A 23,046-nucleotide genomic window follows, 5' to 3' on the forward strand; every position below is an offset into this window, starting at 1 on the left:
AACTCAAATCCTACAAGCCGTTAGACGCCCCACCCTCCCGCACCCTTAAGCCTACCGCCGCGGGTCCGATAACCCCGTTGGCCCCGCCGCTGTCACCAAGCCACCGAGAGAAAGGCGCCCGCATGGCCCATGTACCACCTCTGACGGTACTGCGCGTACCCGATCGCACACCACCGGCCTCCGGCGCCTTCGATCTGCGCCCGCGCCAAGTTGCCGAATGGATCCAGGCGCTGCCCCTGGCTAGCGTCGGCGAGACCGCACGGCGCGTGTTCCATGCACTGCAGGACATCAACCGTTTGGAGGCGCGGCCCACAGAGCGGTTCGGCGCCCTGGAACAGTTTCGTGAACCTCTACGCTTTGCGGACGACGCACTGTCCAGACACTATGCCCACCAGAGTCACCCCCTGTCCCCCAAACAGCGGAAGATCGCCGAGCTTTGCCGGGCCCTGCAATTGGAGATGGCCACCGGCTACAAGATCGTGACCCTGGACAGCGCCGGGACTCCGAACCCCGATCCCCAACTACTGGCCACCGCCGTTCAACGCGCGCTGCGCTACCTGACGGGGGTGCTGCTCCGATCCTACCGGGCCTATACACCGGCCCCTATAGGCGTATGGCGCGAGATCCACGCATTGCATGAACTGGCGGAAGTCCATGGGGTTCAGGGGACTTCCGTGCCCGATTCGGAGTACCACGCAGTGTCCACGGGGACTCCGCGGGATGCCTACCAGCGGGTTCTGCTACTGGCGGCTGCCTGTCCCTACCGCCTGCGCCAGGGGGAACACGCGCGCCTCGATACGCTCCTCGAAGGCTGGGCCGGCAGTGCGCGGCTCGGGGCTGTGGGCAGCGCCCGCGCGGCGGGGGGCAGCGGGTTCGTGGTGGACCCCGATGCGGACCAGCCGCCCACTTATCTCCGGGCGGTCCCCGCTGGCGACCTGGATACCTGCCGGGCACTGGACACCCGCGCGTTGGTGACACAGCTGCAGCACGAAATGGAACGCCTCCAGGAACAGCCGGCGCAACCCGCGCGCCGGGATCCTCTCGACCTCGGGATGCTGCGCCGGTTGGCACCGGTATGGGGCCTGATCTCCAAGCGCAGCTTCACCCGCACGACCCAGGCCAGTGATGCCCCGGTCATTATCGGTCTGCACGCGGTTCATCACGGTCTATGCAAGACCGGCGGGCACGATGTGACAGGAGCGGTACCGCGCTGCGGTCTGGCACCAGGGGCGATCGTCGATACCCGCGCCCGGTTCACCAGCAAGGTCCTGCCGGACCGGGTCGGTGAGACCCCGGACGTGTGGGACATGGTGTACGAACGGGTGGATCCCAAGCGCGGTTCGGCCGCGGTCACCGTCATGCTGACCCCGAGTCCCGATGAGCTGGAACGCACGACCCCGGTATGGCGCATGAAAAACCTCAGCGCCGGCGGCTGCTGCCTGCTATGGGGCCACGGCCCCTCCCAGGTGCTGGTGGGGGAATTGGTCGCGGTGGGACATCAAAGCCCCGGGTGTGCCCTGCGCTGGAACGTAGGGGTAATCCGTTGGATGCTGGCCCAAGGACCCGATGGCCTGGAGATCGGGATCCAGTTGCTGTCCCCCGGGGCCCAAGCCGGGGCCCTGCGTGTCACGGCCCACCCGCGCACGGCCCAGCCTCATCATCGGGCCCTGTACCTGCCGGGGATCCAGCCGGTCCGGCAACCGCCCAGCCTGATCACTGCGCCCGGTGTCCACGCCATCGAAGACACCCTTACCCTGGTCACCGCCACCGGAGAGGCGCGCATCCGGCTCACCGGACTGCTGGAAGATACCGGCCTGTTCGCCCAATTTCTATTCGACCCGGAAGAGACCGGAGTACCCCGGGATCGCACCGGTTCCGACACGGACTTCGAGTCCCTTTGGCCGATTCTGTGAATGGGCACAGCAAGGCTGTCGATCAGAAGATCTTCGAGAAGGGATCCGGGTAGACGGCGCGGCCACCGTCCTGAAGGGTGCCCGCCTGCAGTTCCAGGGCCATGACCGCATCCTCCGGAACACGCAGATTGCAGGACAGGCCCCATTTCTGCGCCGGCTCGAATCCCAGACGCCGGTAGTATTCGGGATGGCCGACGACCACGATGGCGTCGAAACCGAGCCCGCGGGCTTGTTCCACCGCGGCCTTGATCAGCACGGAACCAATGCCGCGGTGGGACTGGGACGGCACCACCGACATGGGGCCCAGGGCGAGTGCCTTCGATGCGCGGCCCCCGTCCTTTTGCAGCGGAACCTTGGTGAGGAGTACGTGGCCCACGATGCGGCCATGCAACTCCGCCACCAGCGACAGCGCCGGGACAAAGCCCGGCAATTGGCGCATGAGGGTAACGAGTTGGGCTTCCTTTTCCCCTTCAAACGCGCTCAAATTGACCACGTCGATCGCCTTGACGTCGCCCCCGGTCTCCGGCCTGACGATAATGTCCTGGGTCTTCACGGCTGCGCTCACATCACCTGCGGCGCCCCCTTCAGGGCCTGCGGAAATACCACGAACCCGGTCCAACAATTCCCGGCAATCCCCTACAGAAAATCCTTTGGGAAAAGCCAATTCCATCCTAGCAGGAATGGGCGGTGCGGGGAACCGCCCGGGCCACGCGCCGATGCCGGCCGTCGCCCCGTCTCATGGTTCAAGTAAGCTCCCAGGCGGCCGAATATAGATGAGCGGCGCCACGATGGGAGACCGCGGCCCGCCTGCCCCTGTGGGGGGCGGCGATCACGGCCGGCGGCGCGTGCGGCAGGGTCGTCAGGAGCCTATGGTGGATAAGGAAAACGTACTTCGCCTGCTGATCGTCGAAACCTCCCTCAACGATGCCGAGATCATCACCAGCGTCTTGCGCAACGCAGGGCATGCGGTGCGCGCCAGCAGCGTTGAGGACGCCGAGGACCTGCAGGCAGCCCTCAAAGACCAGATCCCCGACTTGGTGATCTGCTCCACGGAACTCCCGGACTTCGGACTCAACGAAGTCATGGAATTCCTGGCTGAGACCGGTAAGACCATACCCGTAATCGCAAGTGCCGCCCGATGGGGCGACGAGGGCGCCGTCGTGGAAGCCCTGCGTGCCGGCGCCCGGGATCTGGTCTCCAAGGAGCAGCCCGAACATCTTCAGCTCGTGGTAAACCGGGAATTGGAATTCATACATGCGCAGCGCGCGCTACGCCGCAACGATGCTTCCCTGCGTGAGAGCGAGAAGCGCTGCCACGCGTTGCTCGAGAGTTCCCGGGATGCTATCGCCTATGTCCATGAAGGCATGCACGTCTACGCCAACCGTGCGTACCTGGAGCTGTTCGGCTACAACGCCTTCGAGGAGCTGGAAGGTACGCCGATCATGGACATGGTGGCCCCCGACGATCACAGCCGCTTCAAGGAGTTTCTGCGCAATCACGGAACGGGCGACGTCGCTGGCCAGATCGAATTGCACGGCCTGCTGCCGGACGGAAACACCTTCGATGCGCTGTTGGAGCTGGCAGCGGCGAGCGTCGAAGGCGAGGCCTGCACGCAGATCATCATCCGCAGCCAGTTGGATCAGAAGGAACTGGAACAGAAAATCAAACAACTGAGCATGAAGGATCTGGTGACCGGACTGTACAACCGGCAGTTCTTCATGGATACCTTGGACGAAGCGGTATCCCGCGCTGGGACCAAGGGCACCGCCAGTGCACTGCTGCAGATCGTGCTGGATGACTTCAGGGCCATTAAGGAGCAGGTGGGCATTGCCGCAAGCGACCTGGTGGTGGGCGATTTGGCCAAACTACTCCAATCGCGGGTTCCCGAGGGCGACGTCCTCGCGCGCTTCGGCGACAACACCTTCGCGCTGCTCACCGGCCAGGCCGACCCCGATGGAATCCATGCGCTGGCGGAATCGATCCGCAGCGCGGTCTCCGATCATATCTCCGAGGTGGGCACCAGTTCGGTGACCACCACTTGCAGCATCGGCATCAGCCGGATTAACGATGAGACTGGCGGCACTCAGGAGGTCCTCGGACAAGCCGACTTGGCCTGCGCGAAGGCCCAGGCCGCAAACGGCAACTGCATCGAAATATTCAACGCAGCGGCCGAACAACGCTCCGGCAAGGAAAAGCAGCAGCAGTGGACCGAACGCATCCAGGCCGCCCTGGACAACGGCCGGTTCCGACTCGTCTATCAGCCGATCGTCAGTCTGCACGGGGACGCGAACGAGATGTACGAAGTCTTGCTGCGCATGGTGGACGAGAACGGGCAGGAAATTCCGCCCAACGATTTCCTGGCACCGACCGAACAGGCCGGGCTGATGACCACCGTCGATCGCTGGGTTTTCAGCCATGCTGTCGAGGTACTCGCCCAACGTTTGCAGGCCGGCATCCACACCCGGTTCTTTGTCAAGCTCGCGGCGGCATCCATCACAGACGAGACCCTCGTTCCGTGGCTCAGCGATCTCCTGAAAGAGCACCGGTTGCCCGGCGACGGCCTGGTCCTGGAGCTATCCGAGTCGGTGGCCTTCACCCATCTCAAGGCTGCCAAAACGCTGGTCAAACGCACCCGGGAGCTGCATTGCGGTCTGGCCCTGGAACACTTCGGCAGCGGGCTGAATTCGTTCAACCTGGTAAAACACCTGCCGGCGGACTATCTCAAGATCGACGGCACTTTCATGCGCGACCTGGCGGAAAATACAGAAACCCAGGACACGGTGAAGTCCATTACCGACATGGCGCATTCCATGGGCAAGCTGACGATAGCCGAGTGGGTGGAGGACGCCGGCACGCTGGCGGTACTGTGGCAATGCGGGGTGAACTATATCCAAGGCTACTTCCTGCAGGAGCCCGATACCACCCTGGGCTATGACTTCAGCGAAGGCGTGCTCTAGCGGGCGGTTTTCAGCCTCCGGTCTACCCGCGCTACTCGCAGGACCCCCGGCGCGGTTAAGGGTCGCACCCCCGCGGGCCGGGCGCTCTCCCAGGCGAACTGGATCCGCGGGCCACATCCAGCACCGCCCGTCGTTCAGTCCAGCACCGCCTGGATGTGCAGGGGCTTGCTGCGAGGCGACCCGCCGCCGCCCCGCGCGTGGTGCGGACTAACGCTACGTCGCGTGGTTGTGCCGGTGCTCGAGCATGCGCGTCAATCCAAAACGTGGGAGACCAGCCCATCGGCCAGCTTGGGCTCGAACCAGGTGGACTTGGGCGGCATGACTTCCCCGGCGTCCGCCACCGCCATCAGTGCCTCCATGGGGGTGGGGCGCAGCGCAAAGGCGGCGGCCATGCCCCCGCTATTCACGCGCCGTTCCAGTTCCTGGAGACCGCGGACCGGCGCGGCGCAACCGCGTCCGGCGCCGGCGCCACCGAGAAACGCTCTGAGAGCCGCGCCAGAAAGTCGTCCGGCGCCAGTCCATTGAGATCCTTGACGACCCGGTTGTAGTCGAGAATCCGCATGCGGTGGGCGGGAAACGCCACTGCCAGAAAGGCGTCGTAGCTCGCTTGCCCGCAGTGACCGGGATCGGCGGCGGCCCGCGTCCGCGCGACGCGCTCCGCGGCCGCCGATCGATGGTGACCATCGGCGATGTAGAGGACTCGCATCGCCTCAAAGCAGCGGGTAATCTGCGCGCACCAACCCGCCTCTGCCATGGGCCACAGGATGTGGCGCACCCCATCCGCGGCTTCCAGATCGACCTCAGGGGCACCTAAGGTCACCTGTTGCAGCAGGTCATCCACTTCCGGCGCCCGGGGGTAGGCCAACAGGACCGGGCCGGTCTGGGCGTTCAGGGCCTCGATCTGCCGGACCCGGTCGTCTTCCTTGTCCGGGCGTGTGAACTCGTGGCGCCGGATGCGGTTTTCCCGATACGCCGCCACCGCCGCCGCCACGACCACGCCGGTCTGTTCATGGTCGCCCATCCGCAGGCGGTAGACATAGTAGGCGGGTTCCGGATCACGAGTCAGCACGCCGGCGCTCAACAACGCGTCGAAGTTCTCCGCAGCCTTGGCGTAGACCTCGGGGGAATGCGGGTCCTGGCTCTCCGGCAGGTCGATCTCGGCCTTGGAGATATGCAGGAAGCTCCACGGATGCCCATCGGCCATGCGGCGAGCCTCCGTGGAACTAACCACGTCATAGGGTGGCGCGAGCACGTCGGGCGCGCGGCCCGGTGCCGGGCGCAGTCCGCGTAACGGTCGGATCAGAGACACAGAGGATCTTCCTTGCCTGGGGAAACGGGGTCCAAGATTGTACCTGCTCAGGTCTCCGTTGTCCGCCCGGCCCGCAAAGCTGCGATCCGCTCTTCGAGGGGAGGATGGGTCATGAACAACCGCGCGAATCCGCTACCGACCCGGCCGGAGATACCGAACGCGGCCATCCGATCAGGCAGGCGCCCATGATGTGCGCCGGACTGCAGACGCAGCAGCGCCGCGATCATCTTCTCCCGTCCCGCGAGCCGGGCGCCGCCGGCGTCGGCACGGAATTCACGGTGGCGTGAAAACCAGAATACGATAAGACTCGCCAGAAACCCGAGTACCAGCTCGGCGGCAATCACCGTAAACAGATACGCCGGCCCGTAGCCGCGCTCGACCCGGAACACCACCCGGTCCACTACCTGACCGACCACCCGAGAGAGGAAGATCACGAAGGTATTGACCACCCCTTGGATCAGCGCCAACGTGATCATGTCCCCATTGGCGATATGACTCACCTCGTGCCCGAGTACGCCCTCGATTTCGTCCCGCTCCATACCGATCAGCAGCCCCGCACTCACCGCGACCAACGCATGGTCTCGGCGCATGCCGGTGGCGAACGCGTTCATCTCCGCGGAGTCGAACACCGCCACCGCGGGCATGCCGATGCCCGCTTCCCGCGCCAGCCTGCGCACCGTGTCGACCAACCAAGCCTCGGCCGGGTTTTGAGGCGGCCCGATCACCCGCGCGCCGGTCGTCCGTATAGCGGTCCATTTCGACAGCGCCAGAGACACGAATGCGCCGCCGATCCCAAACAGCGCGGCGAACACCAACAGTCCGTTGTAGTGCCCCCCAACGCCGTGGCGCGCCAGCAGTTCGTCGACCCCGAGCACCTGCAGAGTAACACCCAGCAGGATCACGATGGCCAGGTTGGTAGCCAGAAATAACCATATTCGTTTCACAGGCTTATGTCTCCCCGGACGCAACCACCAACACATTGTGATATTGGGACGCACGGCGCCCCTTCAAGGGCGTCGTCTGCGCCGTGGATCACCATGCCCATGGTATGCTCTAGCCCGCGAGCGGGGGCCATCCACCTTCCGCCCCAGGGGGTAGGGCAACCGTATGCTTGGTCCACCAAAGCTGGAACGATCACCCGACGCCGGGACCGACCCGCCGTCGCCGGTGCCGTGCGAACCTGCACGGCGCCCCTGGATCACAAAGCTGCTGGCGCAGGTCCGAAAACTGCGGCCCAGTCACGCGCCGATTGCCTACAAGCTGGCGTTCGTCATTGCCCTGCTGATCACCCTTGGCATGGCCCTGCTCGGATCTATCATCATCAGCAACCAGACGCGCCTGTTACGGGCCCAGATCGACACCTTCGGCCGCACCGTGGTACAGCAGATGGCGGAATCCGCCAAGGAACCCTTACTGGCCAACGATACACTGGGGCTGGAGGTCCTGGCCACCAACCTGTCCAACGGAGCCAATGTCCTCGGGACCGCGATCTTCTCCAACGGCGGAACCGTGATGGCCCACGCCGGCGTGACCCCGTTCACGACCGACGCGCCCTTCGCGGGCCGTGTCGTAAATTTCCTGGACGGGAAACCCCACGAACTCGACTGGCGCTGGGCACGTCCGGCCGGCACCCGGGTGGACGCGGTATCCTTTCTGAGCCCGGTGCGATTCAAGAACGTCGTGGCGGGCTACGTGCTCATCAGCTTCAGCCGCGAGGCCATGACCCAGGCCGTCGGCGAGTCCGTGCGCGCCATCGTTACCGCCACCGTATTTATGATACTGCTGGGTCTGGCCATGTCTTATGTCATGGGGCGCAAGCTTTCCCGCCCCATCATCAACCTGATGGACGCGAGCCGCGCCTTCGGGCAGGGCCACTACGATTTTCGCTTTCTGGAGCGGCGACACGATGAAATCGGTTATCTCATGAACTCCTTCAGCAAGATGGCTGAAGGCCTGCTGCAAAAGGCTCAGGTGGAGAGCGTGTTCCGCCGCTATGTATCACGCTCCGTAGCACAGGCGGTGCTATCGGACCTGGAACAGGTCAAACTCGGCGGTCAGCACGTGCACGCAAGCGTCGTGTTCGCCGACATTGTGGGCTTCACCGCCCTGTCGGAGCGAATGAACCCCACGCATGTGGCAGACCTGCTGAACGAGTTCTATTCCTATACCAGCCGAATCGCGGAAATCTACGGCGGCATGGTGGATAAATACATCGGCGATTGCGCGATGCTGATTTTCGGGGTCCAGGAACAGGACGACCGTCACGGGTTTCGTGCGCTGTGTTGCGCCGTGCTCCTGCAGCGCCTGATGGAGCGGCTCAATCAGCGGCGTTCCGCGGCCGGCATTCCGCCCGTACGACTTCGCATAGGCGTGAACACCGGCGACATGCTGGCCGGCAATATCGGGACCCGGGAACGGATGCAGTACACGGTCGTCGGCGATGCAGTGAATCTGGCCTCACGCCTGTGCTCGGTGGCAGAGCCCGGCACGATCGCCATCAGCGGCGAGGTGCTGGCGCAGCCGGAGGTCGCAAATCGCGTGCGGGTACGCGAACACCGCTCGATACACCTACGTGGCATCTCGCGGCCGGTGAACACCTACCTGGTGCGGGACGTCACCCCGCGCTACCGCAAGGCCATGGGCCGGCGTATCGAGTCGCTGCTGCGGGAGAATGCTGACGCGGAGGCGACGGAGGCCCAGGCATGATCCGCTGGATATGCCGGTCCGGTTCCGTGCTGATCCTGGTCCTGCTCGCCGGTTGCGCGCAGTTCGGCACCCTCACCGCCCAGCGCCCGACACCGCAACACATCGCGCACCTACTCGCCCATCAGCAGTACGGTCAGGCCCTCGCCGCGCTCCAGAACATCCCAGCCGGAACACCTGACGCCGCGACGTTGCGGGTCATGCGCCTGCAGGCGCAGGCACAGGCGGAGCGCTATGAACAACAACAGCTCGAAGCAGCGCACCGGGAGGAGCGGGCGGGTAACTGGCGCCACGCCGAGAAGACCCTTCGCGATGCCCTCGGCCGTTACCCGGGTGCGCCGCTGCGCAGCGCCCTGGATACCCTGCACGAACGCCGTGTGCGCCGCATCCAGGAGATCGACCGCGATCTGCTCGTCGCCTGGGGGCAGTGGCTCAACACGGCCCTGCCCGCCCGCGAAGAACTGAAACGGATCGCGCCGTTCAGCCTGTTGGACCAGTTGCGGATTAAACAGCTGGAGTTCGAACGCCAAAATGCCGCGGAAGGCCTCACGGCATGCGGGCGTGATGCCCTGCGCGCGGATCATCTGAGCGAGGCCAGCCGCTGCCTGACTCTCGCCCAGCAACTTCAGGATACGCCCGCGGTGCGCCAGGCGTTGGGGCAACTCGCGGAGAAATCCGCGGATCGCGCCCGCCAGGAGGCGCTGGAAAAGCAGCGCAGTCTGGAAGAGGCTCTACGTCGACGCCAAGCCGACCTCAGAAACCTGGTCCAGGACGCGATCGCCAACGGGGAGTGGCAACAAGCACGCGTTAGTCTCACGAAACTGATGGCGCTGGATAAGGGTAACCAGGAGCTCGCGCGGCTCAAGCGTGCCCTGGACGAGGCGGTAGCGGTCCGGATCCAACAACTGCTGGATCAGGGCAATATGCTGTACCGGGAGGGAAAGATCCAGAAGGCAAAGGACGTGTGGGATGCGGTGCTGGCGCTGGATCCCGAACAGCAGCAGGCGCGCGCCAATGTGCAGCGGGCACAACGGGTACTGAACAAATTGCGCGAGCTCCAGGAACAGAGTGCGAAGCCAGCCCCGCCAACCCCGTCATCGGCACCCCCGCCGGTCCATTGACCGGCGCCGACCCAGCGCGGGCGGCAGTAACCACGGGAGCCCGGTGAAGAATTTGAGCTGCAGCGAATCGTGCCTAGACATCCACCACCACCGTGTCCACCCGCTGGAACCCCCGGGGCAGCATGCGACCCCGACGGCCGCGCTCGCCCTGATAGTGTTTCAAATCGGCGGGTTTGAGGGTGAGCTGACGTTTGCCGCAGACCAGCACTAGACTACCGCCGACAGGAACGCTGGCCGCCGCCACCATCCGCTCCTCCCCGCTTCGTCGTTTCTGCGCTGGAATGTCCAGGATCCGATTGCCCTTGCCTTTCGCCATCTGCGGAAGGTCGGCGGCGGGAAACACCAGCAGGTGGCCGCTGTTGGAAACCGCGGCGATGAGATCCGCCGCCAGATCGGTCACCGGATACGGCACCAGGACATCGGCCCCTTCGGGCACTGACAGCACCACCTTGCCGGACTTGTTGCGGGTCACCAGGTCCGCGAAGCGCGCCACGAAACCGTATCCGGCGCTGGTGGACAACACATAATGGCTGTCAGCATCGCCCAACAGGAGCCCCGCGAAGGTGCTCCCATCCGGGGGGTTCAGCCGCCCGCTCAAGGGTTCGCCCTGCCCCCGCGCCGAGGGCAGGCCATGGACGGGCAGGGCAAAACTGCGCCCCGTGGATCCCAGGAACACCGCGAGCTGATGGGTACGGCCCTGGGCGGCGGCGCAGAATCCGTCGCCCGCCTTGTAGCCCAGGGTCGCCGGGTCCACGTCGTGGCCCCGTGCGGCCCGCACCCAGCCGCGCTTGGAAAGCACCACGGTCACCGGCTCGCTGGGTATCAAAGCGGTCTCGTCAAAGGCCTGGGCAGAGCGGCGGATCACCACGGGGGAACGGCGCGGGTCCCCGAAACGCTCCGCATCCTCGATGAGCTCTGCTCGGATCAACGTCTTCAGACGCCGCTTCGAGCCCAGGATCTGCTCCAAACCGTCCCGCTCCCGCGCCAACTCGTCCTGTTCGCCGCGGATCTTCTGCTCTTCGAGCCGCGCCAGATGGCGTAGTTTGAGGTCCAGAATCGCCTCGGCCTGGAGATCCGACAGCCCAAAGCGCGCCATCAGCGCCGCCTTGGGGTGGTCCTCGTTGCGCACGATGGCGATCACCTCGTCGATGTTGAGATAGGCGATCAACAGTCCGTCCAGCAGATGCAGGCGCTGCCGAACCTTGTCGAGTCGGTACTCCAGACGTCGGCGCACCGTGGCGGTACGGAATTCGAGCCACTCCAACAGCAGGCCGCGCAGGTCGCGGGTGTGGGGTCGCCCGTCCAACCCGATCACGTTGAACTGCACCCGGTAGCTGCGTTCCAGGTCGGTGGTGGCGAACAAATGCGCCATCAACGGCTCCACGTCCACACGGCTGGAGCGGGGCACGATCACCAGCCGGGTCGGATTTTCGTGATCGGACTCGTCGCGCAGGTCCTCCACCATGGGCAGTTTACGCGCCTGCATCTGCCCGGCGATCTGCTCCAGCACACGGTTGCCGGATACCTGGAACGGCAACGCCGTGACTACGATCTCGCCGCCCTCGACCTCGTAGCGGGCGCGCGCCCGCACGCTGCCGGTGCCGGTTCGGTACATCTGCCGGATCTCCTCGGACCCGGTGATGATCTCCGCCTCGGTGGGGAAATCGGGCCCCGCGATGTGCTCACACAATTGATCCACGTCCGCCTTGGCGTCGTCGAGCAGGCGCACGCAGGCGCTCGCCACCTCGCGTAGGTTGTGGGGGGGAATATCGGTGGCCATGCCCACCGCGATGCCAGTAGCGCCATTGAGAAGCACATTGGGCAGACGCGCCGGCAGGGTGACCGGCTCGTCCAGGGTCCCATCGAAATTGGGCGTCCAATCCACCGTCCCCTGCCCAAGTTCCTGGAGCAGCAACTCGGAGAACAGCGTCAGCCGCGCCTCCGTGTAACGCATGGCCGCGAAGGACTTCGGATCGTCCGGAGAGCCCCAGTTTCCCTGACCGTCTACCAAGGGATAACGATAAGTGAACGGTTGGGCCATGAGTACCATGGCCTCGTAGCACGCGCTATCCCCGTGGGGATGGAATTTTCCGATCACATCTCCGACGGTGCGGGCCGACTTCTTGTGCTTTGCCCCCGCGGCGAGGCCGAGTTCCGACATCGCATAAATGATGCGTCGTTGCACGGGCTTGAGCCCGTCGCCAACGAAAGGCAGCGCACGGTCCAGCACCACGTACATGGAATAGTCCAGGTAAGCGCTCTCGGTGAAGAGCCGCAGCGGGATGCGCTCCACCCCCTCCGGTGCGTAGGGCTGATGAGTATTCGGCATGAGTCAGCGGGTTCCTGTGGCTACGGGTGCTCGATGGTACACGGATCGGCGGCGCTGGCCGGCCAGCGCGGACCGCGGGCGCCGCCATGGACCCCGGAGTCCGCCGCGGACTGCGCCGGGTTTACTCGGCCTGCGCCAGATCCCCTTTCTGCTCCAGCCAAGCCCTGCGGTCTGCGGCCCGGCGCTTGGCCAACAACATGTCCAGGAGCGGATCGGTCTCGTCTCCTGCTTCCAGGGTCAGCTGCACCAGACGACGGGTATCCGGCGCGATGGTGGTCTCCCGCAACTGCATGGGGTTCATCTCGCCCAGGCCCTTGAAGCGCGTGACACTGACCTTGCCCTTGAGCTTCTCGGCGGCAATGCGATCCAGGATTCCCTGGCGCTCGGCATCGTCCAGGGCATAGAAGATTTCCTTGCCGACGTCGATGCGATATAAGGGCGGCATCGCCACGAACACGTGGCCCGTCTCCACCAGCGTGCGGAAATGCCGTACGTAGAGCGCGCATAGGAGCGTGGCGATGTGTTTGCCGTCGGAGTCGGCGTCCGCCAGGATACAGATTTTCCCGTAGCGCAAACCACTGAGGTCCCCGGAGCCCGGCTCCACGCCGATCGCCTGGGAGATATCGTGCACCTCCTGCGACGCCAACACCTGATCCGACGCCACCTCCCAGGTATTGAGAATCTTGCCCCGCAGCGGCATCACCGCCTGGAACTCCTTGTCCCGCGCCTGCTTGGCGGAGCCGCCCGCTGAGTCCCCTTCCACCAGAAACAGTTCCGTGCGGTTCGGGTCCTGGGCGGTGCAGTCCGCCAGCTTTCCGGGCAACGCCGGTCCGCTGGTAATCTTCTTGCGCAGCACCTTCTTTCCGGCGCGCAAACGCGCCTGCGCATTCTGGATGACCAGTTGCGCGATACGCTCGCCGGCGTCGGTATGCTGGTTTAACCACAGGCTGAAGGCATCCTTTACTACCCCCGAGACGAACGCCGCGCATTCCCGGGACGAGAGACGCTCCTTGGTCTGGCCGGTGAATTGCGGCTCCTGAAGCTTCACCGAAAGGATATAGCTGACCCGCTCCCAGGCGTCCTCCGGGGTCACCCGCACCCCGCGTGGCAGCAGGTTGCGGAACTCGCAGAACTCGCGGATCGCCTCCGTCAGACCGGTGCGCAGACCGTTGACGTGGGTGCCCCCCTGGACGGTGGGAATCAGATTCACGTAACTCTCCGTCACCGGCTCGCCGTCTTCCGGCAACCAGACTACGGCCCACTCCGCCGCCTCCCGCTCCGCCGCCAAGCTGCCGGTGAACGGTTCCTCCGGCAGCCGCTCGGCACCCTCCAGGGCGTCCGCCAAGTATTGGCGCAACCCGTCCTCGTAACACCATTCGATCTGCTCGCCACTCGTCGCGTCGCGAAACTGGACCCGCAGGCCGGGACACAGCACCGCCTTCGCCCGCAACACATGCTTGAGGCGCGGCATCGAGAACTTGACGGAGTCGAAGTAGGACGGATCCGGCCAGAAACGCACGGTGGTTCCGGTGCTGTTGCGGCCAACCTTGCCGATCTCGGTCAGCTCGGAGGTCTTGTTGCCGCCGGCAAACGCCATATGATATTCGGCGCCGCCGCGCCGCACCCAGACCTCCAGGCGCTTGGAGAGCGCGTTAACGACGGACACGCCCACGCCGTGCAGGCCCCCGGAAAACTGGTAATTTTTGTTGGAAAATTTTCCGCCGGCGTGCAACTTAGTGAGGATAACCTCAACGCCCGGGAGTTTTTCCACCGGATGCAGGTCCACGGGCATGCCGCGCCCGTCATCGCGCGCCTCCAGAGAGCCGTCCTCGTGCAGGATCACCGCGATCTCACGGGCGTGTCCCGCGATCGCCTCATCAACACTGTTGTCGATGACCTCCTGGGCGAGATGGTTCGGGCGGCTGGTCTCGGTGAACATACCCGGACGCCGGCGGACCGGATCCAGGCCGCTCAGCACCTCGATGGCGGACGCGTCGTACACACTGCTCATGCGGGAAAAACCTTGTATGGACCTGGGTCAGGGCACGTCGGAGACGGATGCGGACCCCGGGTAGCGCAGCCGTTGACGGACCGCGTCCGGATTCCGCGGCAGGCCATAAGAGTCACACAGATACTCCCGGTACAGGACCCAGCGATACGCCCCCGTGCCATCCCGGGTCACCGAGCGCCAGCGGGAATGGCCGATACGGCGGAACCGGCCCGTGCTGCTCCCGAAGGCGTAGGTCCGATACTGCGCCGTGTCACAACGCAGTCCCTCATAGAACACATTGCGCACGCCGCTGGCGGAGGTCAGCGCCACGATGTAACGCATGACCCCGTCCGTGCCGCGGGAGACGGACCCGGGGTCCAGGGCATAGCCGAAGCCGGTGCCAACCGATCGTACCGGCACCGGCAGGAACGCCGCGGCGGCGGGATACGGAGGTAAAACCACCGGTTGTTCCTTGAACGGCACCGGCGCCAGGAATGGTGCGCCCACTTGCACGCCGGAACAGCCGGTCCCCAGCAGGGCAACGGCCAGCAGACACGGGGTCGTCCAGCGGGTAATCTTGAGACAAGTGTAGTGCTTCACGCGCGCCATTGTCCGCGAACCAGCGCCCGGAACTCAAGGCCGGCGCGGCACGGCCCGCGCGTCAAGCGAGATCCCGCACCAGCGCCGCGTGAACCGACCCCGGGACCGGGTCCACGGTATGGTCGTAGTGTTCATGCGCCACTCCGATCGCCAGGGCGGCCCCCCCCTTGATCGCGGCGACCATGGGCGCATCCAGTTCAAAGCGCAGGAAATGTACCGCGGAGGTCTTCTCCTCGGTAGCCCGCTCCATGTCCTCGTCGGCGACGGCGTAGACCGGTTCGAACCCCGATACGCGCACCCAGACCCGGTCCTCGATGCCGACTAGACGCGCCAGTTGGCGTCTGCGCTCGTCCTCGTCGGGAAATTCCACCATCATGGTGGCCTTCCAGTTGGCCCCGTCCGGAATCAGTGGGTTATACGCGTCCAGCTCATCCTGGATCCCCGCCACCTCGAAGATCCGTTCCACCCGGAGCATTTCCTGGATCTGATACTGGATCGTCAAACGGTCTTCGAACAGCAGGGCCAAGCTGGGTCCCAGTGCGACCTGACGGTGGCGTTTGTGTTCGATCACCTGGGCGCGGAATCCGGGACGTAATTCCGCATAACGTTCCAGCGCGTACAGATCTTCACGGGTCAGCTTTTGCATAAGTAGTCTCCCAAAGGGGCCCGGCGCGCTGCGTAGACCGGCCGCCGCTGCGCACGGCGCGCCGCGGCCCATCGGTTCAGATGCCGTACGCCAGCCGGAGCAGGCGCAAGGGGTGCTCGGGGGCGCGGCCGTTGCCGAGACCATCCCCGATATGGTGCCCGGCCAGGGCGCAGTCGCTGGAATAGTGGTCCGGCGCGGCCTGCTGCACGCGCTTGACCACCGGGAGGCCGATCTTCACCGCCATCGCGCGGGTCTCCCGCTTGACCGCGTAGGTGCCATCGTGGCCCGAGCACCGTTCAACGACTTCGATGCGGGTGTCCGGAACCAGGGACAGGACTTCGCGGGTCTTGAGCCCCACGTTCTGCACCCGCACGTGGCACGCGGCGTGATAGACGATGCTCCCCAGGGGGTTGCGGAAATCGGTTTTGAGCTTGCCATGCCGATGACGCAACACCAGGTACTCGAACGGATCGAAGATCGCCGCGCGGACCTTGTGGACCTCAGGGTCATCCGGGAACAACAGGGGCAGTTCCTGTTTGTACATCAGGACACAGGAGGGCATCGGCGCCACCAGGTCCCAGCCCTCGTCGACGAGCCGGGCGAGCACCGGAATATTGGCCTCTTTGAGCCGTTCCACCGCCGCCAGGTCCCCGAGTTCCAGTTTCGGCATGCCACAGCAGCGTTCGCGCTCGACGACCCGGACCGGGATTTCGTTGTGCTCGAACACCGCCATCAGGTCCTGGGCCAGACCCGGTTCGTTGTAGTTGCCGTAGCAGGTCACATACAACGCGACCCGTCCGCGGGTGGGCCCCGCGGGCTCCGGCGCGGCCTCCAGCACGGGCCGGTGGACGGCATCGCGGCGGAACGGATGCGGCTGATAACGGGGCAACGGCGCCTCGGCATCCACGCCCAAGGTCTTCTCCAGCAGCTTGCGGGCCGGGCGGTTGCGGTTGAGCGCGTTCACCGTCTGCGCCACCACCGGGATGCCGGCCAGACGGCCCACCATGTCGGTGGAGGTCAGCAACCGGTCCCGGATCCGCGTCTCCCCGCGCTGGAAGCGAAACGCCTTGGCGCGCAGCATCAGGTGCGGAAAGTCCATGTTCCATTCGTGCGGCGGCACATAGGGACACTTGGTCATGAAGCACAGATCGCACAGATAGCAGTGATCCACCACGCCCCAGTAGTCCGATTTGGCAACGCCGTCCACTTCTAGGGTATCGGAGTTGTCCACCAGGTCGAACAAAGTGGGGAACGCGTGGCAGAGATTCACACAACGCCGGCAACCGTGACAGATATGGAACTGACGTTCCATCTCCGCCAGCAGCGACTGCTCGTCATAAAAATCGGGTTCGTGCCACGGCACCGGGTGGCGCTGTGGCATCTGCAGGCTGCCTTCGCGGACGCCTTCGGTACTGGACATAGGGACTCCCGTGCGCGCCGCCCGGTGGAACGGCGCTACGCTGTTGCGTGCTCAGCCCATCACTTCAACAACTGGGGGTGCGGGGCCGGATTCCCCGACCCCGCACCGCGCAGCAACGATGGCTCAATCCTCCAGGGCGTCCAGGGCCTTCTGGAAGCGGTTGGCGTGGGAGCGCTCCGCCTTCGCCAGGGTCTCGAACCAATCGGCGATCTCGTCGAATCCCTCGTCCCGGGCGGCTTTGGCCATGCCCGGATACATATCGGTGTACTCATGGGTCTCGCCGGCGATGGCCGCCTTCAGATTGGCCGAAGTGGCGCCGATGGGCAGACCGGTGGCGGGATCACCCACTTGTTCGAGATACTCCAGGTGGCCATGCGCGTGGCCGGTCTCGCCCTCCGCCGTGGAGCGGAACACGGCCGCCACGTCATTGTAGCCTTCCACGTCGGCCTTGGAGGCGAAGTACAGGTAACGGCGGTTGGCCTGGGACTCGCCCGAAAACGCGGCCTTGAGGTTGTCTTGGGTCTTGCTGCCTTTTAGGTTCATCGGGGATTTCCTCCGTTACGGATGCATGGCATCGGAAGCCATGCAGTCTATGAGATTTAGACAGATTCTAAATCGTGTGAGAACGGTATACTGATCAAGAATATTTGTCAACCTTGGCAGAGGCGGCCGGGACCCCGGGTCATGATTTGACCGGTGCGGGAACGCTAGGGTAACTTAGGGCCGGTTTCGCGGAGTTTCAACCGTGGTCAAAAAAAGCGCTGTGCCCCTGGACTTCGAACATGCCCTCAAGGAACTGGAGGCACTGGTACTACAGATGGAACAGGGTGAACTTACCCTGGAACAGTCCCTGAAGTACTTCGAGCGGGGCATCGAATTGACCCGCGCCTGCCAGCGGGCCCTCAAAGAGGCCGACCAAAAGGTGGAGCAACTGGTCCAGGCAGAGGGCCATTCCGAGGTGGTCCCGTTCTCCAGTGAAGAGTAAGCCTAACCCCTTCCAGGAGTGGCTGCGCTTCCATCAGGCCCGCGTCGAGCGGTCCCTGGAGCGTTGGTTGCCCTCCGCCGACACCCACCCCACGCATCTCCACGAAGCCATGCGTTATTCGGTGCTGGGCAGCGGCAAACGGATCCGCCCGGCCCTGGTGTATGCGGCAGGGGCGGCCCTGGATGTCCCCGCCGCGGTCTTGGACGGACCGGCCTGTGCAGTGGAATTGATCCATGCGTATTCCCTGGTCCATGACGACCTGCCGGCCATGGACAACGACGACCTGCGCCGCGGCAAACCCACCTGCCATCGGGCGTTCGGGGAGGCCACGGCGCTGCTGGCCGGCGATGCCCTCCAGTCTCTCGCCTTCCAAGTCCTGGGCCATGACCCCGCGCTGCAGGTGTCCAGCGACGCTCGGCTCAAGATGGTGGATACCCTCGCCACCGCCTCCGGCTCCCGCGGCATGGCGGGAGGACAAGCCATTGATCTCGCGGCGGAAGGGAGGGTTCTCGATCTGGCGCAACTGGAAGACATGCACATCCACAAGACCGGTGCGCTGATCCGTGCCAGCGTGCTGCTGGGCGCCCATAGCGCCGCGGTGGCCAACCCCGAGCTGCTGGAACGAATCGATCATTATGGAAAGTGTATCGGGCTGGCGTTTCAGATTCGTGACGACATCCTGGATGTGGAGGGGGAAACCGGCATCCTGGGCAAGACCCAGGGCGCAGACGCCGCCCGCTCCAAACCCACCTACCCGGCGGTAATCGGACTGGAGTCCGCCAAGCAGCGCGCCCAGGAGCTGTTTACCGAGACCATGGATACCCTCGCACCGCTGGACCGGCGCGCCGACCCCTTGCGCTGGATCGCTTCCTATACCGTGGAACGCAATCACTGACCGCCCCCGACAAAACTTGGTTGCCCGGGGCGCCCCAGTAGCGAATAATGGTGAATTCACCGGTGCATACTGAATGGTCAACGATCCCCAATATCCCCACCTGATGGCGATAGACAGCCCGGTGGACCTGCGCGCGCTACCGGAAGAGGCGCTGGAGGCCGTGGGCCGTGAGTTGCGCGACTTCTTGATCCGTTCCGTGGCCCGTACCGGAGGGCATCTCGCCGCCGGGCTCGGCACGGTGGAACTGGCCGTCGCGTTGCACTATATCTTCGACACCCCCAACGACCGCTTAGTCTGGGACGTTGGGCATCAGAGTTACCCGCACAAGATCCTCACCGGGCGCCGTGACGCTATGGGCACGCTGCGCAAAGAGGGTGGCCTGTCGGGATTCCCCAAGCGCACCGAAAGCCCGTACGACACCTTCGGCGTCGGTCACTCCAGCACCTCCATCAGTGCCGCGCTGGGCATGGCCCTAGCCGCCCGGCGCACCGGCAGCGGCCGCAAGGCAGTGGCGATTATTGGTGACGGCGCCATGACCGCCGGGCTTGCCTTCGAGGCGCTGAACCACGCCGGCGACCTGCACGCCGACCTGCTGGTAGTACTGAATGACAACGACATGTCCATCTCCCCCAACGTGGGGGGGTTGCAAAAATATCTGGGCCGGATCCTGTCCGGCAAGCTCTATTCCACGGTGCGCGAGGGCAGCAAGACGGTGTTGCGGCACATGCCGCCGGTATGGGAGTTTGCGCGCCGTGCCGAGGAGCACATGAAGGGGATGGTCGTCCCGGGCACCCTGTTTGAGGAGCTGGGCTTCAATTACATCGGCCCGATCGACGGCCACGACCTGCCGGCCCTGGTGCGCACACTGAAAAACCTGCGCGACCTCGAAGGCCCACGCCTGTTGCACGTGGTCACCCGCAAGGGTAAGGGCTACGCACCGGCCGAGCGCGACCCCCTGGCCTACCACGGCGTCGCGACCTTCGATCCGGAGACCGGGGCAATCCCGAAGAGTGCGCCCAAAGGCCCAAGCTATACGCAGGTGTTCGGCCAGTGGCTGTGCGACATGGCCGCCCAGGATCCGTCGTTGGTGGGCATCACACCGGCGATGCGCGAGGGTTCGGGCCTGGTGGAATTTTCGGATCGGTTCCCGGGTCGCTACTTCGACGTGGGAATCGCAGAGCAGCACGCGGTAACGCTGGCGGCGGGGCTGGCCTGCGACGACATGAAGCCGGTGGTGGCCATCTATTCCACGTTCCTGCAACGGGCCTACGACCAGTTGATCCATGACGTGGCGATCCAGAACCTACCGGTCCTGTTTGCTATCGACCGGGCCGGCTTGGTAGGACCCGACGGGGCCACCCACGCGGGTAGCTTCGACCTCACTTACCTGCGCTGCATTCCGAACTTGGTGGTCATGGCACCGGCGGACGAAGACGAATGCCGGCGTATGCTCACGACCGGATTTCTACACGCGGGTCCGGCGGCGGTACGCTACCCCCGCGGCCAGGGTCCTGGGGTACCCATCGCGCCGACCTTGGAACCCTTGGTCCTGGGTCGGGGTGAGGTGCGCCGAGACGGCCACCGGGTCGCCCTGTTGGCCTTCGGGGCCCTGCTGGCGCCGTGCCTAGATGCCGCCGAGGCCCTGGACGCCACGGTGGCCAACATGCGGTTCGTGAAACCCCTGGATACCGATCTGATTCTGCGGCTCGCGGCGGCCCACGAGGTCCTGGTGACCGCCGAGGACAACGTGGTGGCCGGCGGCGCTGGCGCCGCGGTCAGCGAGTGTCTCGCCGCGCACGGGATTACGGTCCCGGTGGTGCACCTGGGGCTGCCAGACCGGTTCCTGGATCACGCCAGCCGCGAGCAACAACTGACCCATTGCGGCCTGGACGCGGACGGCATCCGCCAGTCGGTGGAAGACTTCCTGGCAGGCGGGCATTGCCAAACCGCCCGCAGTCGATTAATATCTTACTGATTTTGTCAACTACTCCATGGCGGCACCCTACACTCTCAGGATCCTGACGGACTTCGCGTCCGCCCACACCTTGCAAGGTTATCCTGGGGCCTGTGCCCGTATGCACGGCCACAACTGGAAACTAGAGGTGGAGGTGGAAGCCACGGGGCTGGACGACATGGGTATGGGTGTGGACTTCAAGATCATCAAGGGCGCGGCACGGGAGTTGTCCGACCAGTTGGACCATCGGTATCTGAACGAGATCGAGCCCTTCGATCGGATCAACCCGACGGCGGAAAACTTGGCAGCGTGGTTCTACCAAGGACTCTCCGGGAAGCTCAACGACGGGCGGGTCCGCGTCAGCGCGGTCACCCTGTGGGAAACCGACCGTGCGTGCGTGCGCTACGCCGAGGAGCGATAGACGATGAAAGCGACGATACCAGCACCGCAGCCAACCGCGCCCATCGCGGATGTCCAGAACAGCGTCGACACGCGCCGCATTCCAATCAACAAGGTAGGAATCAAGGAGATCCGTCACCCGGTCCGGGTCAAAGATCGCTCCGAAGGCGAGCAGAACACCATCGCCACGTTCAACATGTACGTGAACCTGCCCCACGACTTCAAGGGCACGCATATGTCCCGATTCGTGGAGATCCTCAATCATCATGAACGCGAGATCAGCGTGCAGTCCTTCAAAGACATGCTGCGCGAGATGACCACCGTGCTGGAAGCCGAATCCGGCCACATCGAGATGCGTTTTCCCTACTTCGTAACCAAGGCCGCGCCGGTGACCAAGGTGCATAGCCTTATGGACTACGACGTGAGTCTGATCGGCGAGATCCATGATCGGGCCGTCCATACGCACATCCGCGTGGTGGTGCCGGTGACCAGCCTATGTCCCTGTTCCAAGGAGATCTCGGACTACGGGGCTCACAATCAACGCTCCCACGTAACGGTCATGGCGCGCACCCGCGGTTTCATCTGGATCGAGGAGTTGATCGACCTGGTGGAACAGGAGGCATCCTGCGAACTCTACGGACTGCTGAAACGCCCGGACGAGAAGTACGTGACCGAACGAGCCTACAACAACCCGAAGTTCGTGGAGGATATGGTGCGGGACGTGGCGGTGCGGCTCAATCATGACGAACGGATCGAGGCCTACATAGTGGAATCGGAGAACTTCGAGTCCATCCACAACCATTCCGCCTACGCCATGATCGAGCGGGACAAGACCCAGGACGAACCCGCGCAGCAGCCGCGGCGCTGAAGCAAGGGCGTGCGCCATCGGCGCACTACTCCGAAAGACGCTCAGTAGGGCTTGTGCAACACCAAGGCCCCGTTCTTCCGGCTCATGTCCAGCCGGCCCAGAAACGACATGCCCAGCAGCGCCCGTTCGGGGTGCGCGCCATCCAGCACCACCGCGCTCACGCCGGTCAGTTCGATCCCGCCAACCTGCACTTTATCCAGTGTCAGATGCCAAGCCCGGGCAACGCCGGAGGCGGTATGCACCATGGTGGGCGTCCCCACCACCCGAAAGTCGATCCCAAGGTACCGTGCTTCGGCGGCATTCATGGCCACGGAGGTTGAACCGGTATCCACGAGAAAATCCACCGGCAGACCGTTGATGCTGCCCACCGTGGCATACATGCCCCCGGAATCCTGCCAGATCCGCACCGTCGGACCGGCGGGGGAGCGGGCGAAGGTATTGCTGACGGAAGTGCCGAGTGGGTAGGAGCGGCGCTGGCCATCGATTTCCAACACCGCCGCCTGGCTGTCCGCGCGGATCAGTTTGACCCCCTCGGGACTGGTCTCGCCCGCCGAGAGCACTCGCTGCCGCCCATCGATCTTCAGCACCGCTTTGTTTTCAAACAGGCCCAACACCGTCAGGCTATGCACCGCCCAGGCAGGAACGCTCACCAGACAGAAGGGTAGCGCGAGCAGCAGGGAGGCCACGGTCCTCTTATACATATCCGGGTATTTCGACCGCGGGCCCGCGGGACTTAAACGGCTGGGAAAATTCCCGATAAGGGGTGGGGTGACATGCAGCTCGGCTTGCCCCTCGGGGCCCGGCTGGGATCGCTGGCGGCCCGCGACGCACTCCGGTGAGGAATCCGCGTCAGAATGTGGTTGGGAAACCGTCTACCAGGCGATGCAGGGATACGGCGGGTCACTTTCGGGTACGCCGGTACTGGGAAAACGAGCAAGCCAGGAGACCCGCCGCGCA

18 protein-coding genes and 1 pseudogene are annotated in these 23,046 nt (G+C 64.6%); 9 read left to right on the forward strand and 10 right to left on the reverse strand.

Going from position 1 to position 23,046, the window contains the following annotated elements; translation table 11 throughout:
• The first annotated feature begins 122 nt into the window (after positions 1 to 122).
• Positions 123 to 1,913: a hypothetical protein gene (locus B7Z66_00690; GenBank protein ID OYV78109.1), complete on the forward strand. Its 1,791-nt coding sequence runs from the start codon at positions 123 to 125 to the stop codon at positions 1,911 to 1,913.
• Between the two features lie 22 nt (positions 1,914 to 1,935).
• Here the strand turns inward: B7Z66_00690 and B7Z66_00695 are convergent, their stop codons facing one another.
• Positions 1,936 to 2,583, reverse strand: a complete 648-nt coding sequence (locus B7Z66_00695) for a hypothetical protein (GenBank protein ID OYV78110.1) — start codon at positions 2,581 to 2,583, stop codon at positions 1,936 to 1,938.
• A 103-nt stretch (positions 2,584 to 2,686) separates the two neighbouring features.
• On the opposite strand from B7Z66_00695, the gene B7Z66_00700 reads away from it, so the two are divergent.
• Complete coding sequence (locus B7Z66_00700; protein ID OYV78111.1) at positions 2,687 to 4,870, forward strand: hypothetical protein; 2,184 nt, start codon at positions 2,687 to 2,689, stop codon at positions 4,868 to 4,870.
• Between the two features lie 251 nt (positions 4,871 to 5,121).
• Here B7Z66_00700 and B7Z66_00705 read toward each other — a convergent pair.
• Both B7Z66_00705 and B7Z66_00710 read right to left on the reverse strand, forming a co-directional pair.
• Positions 5,122 to 6,179 (reverse strand): annotated as a pseudogene (locus tag B7Z66_00705) (hypothetical protein).
• Positions 6,180 to 6,226: 47 nt separating this feature from the next.
• Positions 6,227 to 7,123, reverse strand: coding sequence for a zinc metalloprotease HtpX (locus B7Z66_00710; GenBank protein OYV78112.1), 897 nt, complete (start codon positions 7,121 to 7,123; stop codon positions 6,227 to 6,229).
• A gap of 163 nt (positions 7,124 to 7,286) precedes the next feature.
• Between B7Z66_00710 and B7Z66_00715 the strand changes: the two genes are divergently transcribed.
• Entirely contained in the window at positions 7,287 to 8,885 is a 1,599-nt protein-coding gene (locus B7Z66_00715) for a hypothetical protein (GenBank protein OYV78113.1), read from the forward strand.
• Positions 8,882 to 10,003 (forward strand): hypothetical protein, encoded by a 1,122-nt coding sequence (locus tag B7Z66_00720; GenBank protein OYV78114.1) that lies wholly within the window; start codon positions 8,882 to 8,884, stop codon positions 10,001 to 10,003. The genes B7Z66_00715 and B7Z66_00720 overlap by 4 nt, the downstream gene beginning before the upstream one ends.
• 73 nt (positions 10,004 to 10,076) lie before the next feature.
• On the opposite strand, the gene B7Z66_00725 is transcribed toward B7Z66_00720, so the two are convergent.
• From B7Z66_00725 to B7Z66_00750, 6 genes are all read right to left on the reverse strand, one after another.
• Complete coding sequence (locus B7Z66_00725; GenBank protein OYV78115.1) at positions 10,077 to 12,332, reverse strand: DNA topoisomerase IV subunit A; 2,256 nt, start codon at positions 12,330 to 12,332, stop codon at positions 10,077 to 10,079.
• Positions 12,333 to 12,453: 121 nt separating this feature from the next.
• Positions 12,454 to 14,343 (reverse strand): DNA topoisomerase IV subunit B, encoded by a 1,890-nt coding sequence (locus tag B7Z66_00730; GenBank protein ID OYV78116.1) that lies wholly within the window; start codon positions 14,341 to 14,343, stop codon positions 12,454 to 12,456.
• A gap of 27 nt (positions 14,344 to 14,370) precedes the next feature.
• Positions 14,371 to 14,931: a hypothetical protein gene (locus tag B7Z66_00735; GenBank protein ID OYV78117.1), complete on the reverse strand. Its 561-nt coding sequence runs from the start codon at positions 14,929 to 14,931 to the stop codon at positions 14,371 to 14,373.
• 52 nt (positions 14,932 to 14,983) lie between these two features.
• Positions 14,984 to 15,568, reverse strand: coding sequence for a hypothetical protein (locus B7Z66_00740; GenBank protein ID OYV78118.1), 585 nt, complete (start codon positions 15,566 to 15,568; stop codon positions 14,984 to 14,986).
• A 76-nt stretch (positions 15,569 to 15,644) separates the two neighbouring features.
• Entirely contained in the window at positions 15,645 to 16,988 is a 1,344-nt protein-coding gene (locus B7Z66_00745; protein OYV78119.1) for a Fe-S oxidoreductase, read from the reverse strand.
• Between the two features lie 123 nt (positions 16,989 to 17,111).
• A complete protein-coding gene (locus tag B7Z66_00750; GenBank protein OYV78120.1) occupies positions 17,112 to 17,531 on the reverse strand; it encodes a rubrerythrin in 420 nt (139 codons plus the stop codon).
• Positions 17,532 to 17,733: 202 nt separating this feature from the next.
• Here B7Z66_00750 and B7Z66_00755 point away from each other — a divergent pair, with 202 nt between their 5' ends.
• The 5 genes from B7Z66_00755 to B7Z66_00775 all read left to right on the forward strand — a co-directional run bounded on the left by B7Z66_00755 (position 17,734) and on the right by B7Z66_00775 (position 22,089).
• The gene (locus B7Z66_00755) at positions 17,734 to 17,973 is read left to right on the forward strand and encodes an exodeoxyribonuclease VII small subunit (GenBank protein ID OYV78121.1); all 240 of its coding nucleotides are present in this window, start codon (positions 17,734 to 17,736) and stop codon (positions 17,971 to 17,973) included.
• The gene (locus B7Z66_00760; protein ID OYV78122.1) at positions 17,963 to 18,868 is read left to right on the forward strand and encodes a (2E,6E)-farnesyl diphosphate synthase; all 906 of its coding nucleotides are present in this window, start codon (positions 17,963 to 17,965) and stop codon (positions 18,866 to 18,868) included. The genes B7Z66_00755 and B7Z66_00760 overlap by 11 nt, the downstream gene beginning before the upstream one ends.
• 73 nt (positions 18,869 to 18,941) lie before the next feature.
• Positions 18,942 to 20,843, forward strand: coding sequence for a 1-deoxy-D-xylulose-5-phosphate synthase (locus B7Z66_00765; protein OYV78123.1), 1,902 nt, complete (start codon positions 18,942 to 18,944; stop codon positions 20,841 to 20,843).
• Positions 20,844 to 20,859: 16 nt separating this feature from the next.
• Positions 20,860 to 21,243, forward strand: coding sequence for a 6-carboxytetrahydropterin synthase QueD (locus B7Z66_00770; protein OYV78124.1), 384 nt, complete (start codon positions 20,860 to 20,862; stop codon positions 21,241 to 21,243).
• 3 nt (positions 21,244 to 21,246) lie between these two features.
• Positions 21,247 to 22,089, forward strand: a complete 843-nt coding sequence (locus B7Z66_00775; protein OYV78125.1) for a GTP cyclohydrolase I FolE2 — start codon at positions 21,247 to 21,249, stop codon at positions 22,087 to 22,089.
• 41 nt (positions 22,090 to 22,130) lie between these two features.
• On the opposite strand, the gene B7Z66_00780 is transcribed toward B7Z66_00775, so the two are convergent.
• Complete coding sequence (locus tag B7Z66_00780) at positions 22,131 to 22,790, reverse strand: hypothetical protein (protein OYV78126.1); 660 nt, start codon at positions 22,788 to 22,790, stop codon at positions 22,131 to 22,133.
• Positions 22,791 to 23,046: the final 256 nt, after the last annotated feature.

The sequence above is a fragment of the Chromatiales bacterium 21-64-14 genome, assembly GCA_002255365.1.
Taxonomy (GTDB): Bacteria; Pseudomonadota; Gammaproteobacteria; order 21-64-14; family 21-64-14; genus 21-64-14.